The 1,623-nt window shown below is 66.8% G+C and carries 1 protein-coding gene; it reads right to left on the reverse strand.

Going from position 1 to position 1,623, the window contains the following annotated elements; translation table 11 throughout:
• Window positions 1–28: 28 nt before the first annotated feature.
• Entirely contained in the window at window positions 29–1,372 is a 1,344-nt protein-coding gene (locus tag BRAO375_RS11560; RefSeq protein WP_009027653.1) for a methyl-accepting chemotaxis protein, read from the reverse strand.
• Between the last annotated feature and the right edge of the window lie 251 nt (window positions 1,373–1,623).

The following is a 1,623-nucleotide window of genomic DNA, read 5'->3' on the forward strand; positions in this document are numbered from 1 at the left end:
TGGCTGTTGTCGTGTGGTGCGCGCCGCGTCAGCTCGCCTTCACGCTGATGATGAACGCATCGACCTCGCGCTTCAGCGTCTCGGCCTGCTGGGAGAGATCGCCGGCGGCGTCGCGGGCGTCGGTGGCGAGGCGGCCGGTTTCGGCTGAGGTGGAGGTGATCTGGGCGATGTGGTTGGAGACGTCGAGGGTGCCGCGGGCGGCTTCCTGGACGCTCTTGGAGATGTCCTGGGTGGCGTTGCGCTGCTGCGAGGTGTCGACCTCGATGCCGGACATGATGGCGCTGATCTCGCTCAATGTGGTCGAGATGCCGTCGATGGCGCCGCGGGTCTCGGCGGTGATGCCCTGGATGCTGGCGACATGCGCCGAGATCTCGTCGGTCGCCTTGCTGGTCTGGTCGGCGAGGTTCTTCACCTCGGACGCGACGACCGAAAAGCCCTTGCCGGCCTCGCCGGCCCGCGCGGCCTCGATGGTGGCGTTGAGCGCGAGCAGGTTGGTCTGGGCGGCGATCGCCTGCACCAGCTGCACGACGGTGCCGATCTTCTCGGCGGCGTCCGACAGCGAATGGATGGTGTTCTTGCTCTTCTCGGCTTGAGAGGCCGCGCCCTCGGCGCGCTGGGTGGCGTCGGAGACGCGGCGGCTGATGGTGCCGATCGAGCTGGTCATCTCCTCGGCCGAGCCGGCCACCGTCTGCACGCTGCGATTGGCGTGGTTGGCGGCGGCCTCGACCGCATTCGCCTTCGCCGAGGTGTCGTTGGCGGCGCGCGACAAGGTCTCGGCATTGCTCTTCAGCCGCACCGCCGAGGCGGCCACGCTGCTGACGACGCTGGCGACGAGCTCGTTGAAGGAGTGGATGCGGCCGTCGAGGAAGCGCGAGCGCTCGCCCTGGCGCTGCGCCTCCTGCAGCTCGCGCTCGGTGAGGCGCTGGCGCTCGATGCCGTTGGTCTTGAACACTTCGAGCGCGCCGGCGAGCTGGCCGATCTCGTTGGTGAGGCCGAGGCCCGGGATGCGCGTGTCGTATTTCTGGCCGGCGACGTCGCGCATGGCGGCGACCATCGCGGCGAGCGGACGCAAAATGCCGTTCTGCACGGCGGCATAGGTCATCAGGCAGACGGTGCTGGCGAACACGGCAATGGCGACGCAGGCGATCAGGAACCAGGAGAACGCCGACTGCGCCTGCTGATAGATCAGCGTCGCATGATCACGCGCCGGCCCGCTGAGGCTCGCGAAGTCCGACGACAGGCTGGTGATCTGGTTGTTGAGATAGAGCACCGCGATGAAGCCGGTGCCGCCGCCGATCGCGAGCAGCATCAGGAGCGCGGCGACGACGCCTCCCACCAGGAAGCGGATCGTCAGATTGCTGTTGGAGAACATGGAGCTTGCCCGGGCACGTCAGACGGAATGTCAATGCACCCTTCCAGACAATGGTAAAATAAGATGAAAGCCGGCGGCCGGCCGGAGCACGGGAAAGTGCGGGGGTATACGGCAGCAATGAGTTCTAATCCGCCGCGCTTCTCGCTCGCAACAGCAAGCCCTCGCATCCCCACCGTCATTCCGGGGCAATCGGCAACGCGCCTGCGCGTTGCCGATTGAACCCGGAATCTCGAGATTGTCGGAAGGGAGCA

Origin of the sequence: Bradyrhizobium sp. ORS 375 (assembly GCF_000239775.1) — a bacterium.
Taxonomy (GTDB): domain Bacteria; phylum Pseudomonadota; class Alphaproteobacteria; order Rhizobiales; family Xanthobacteraceae; genus Bradyrhizobium.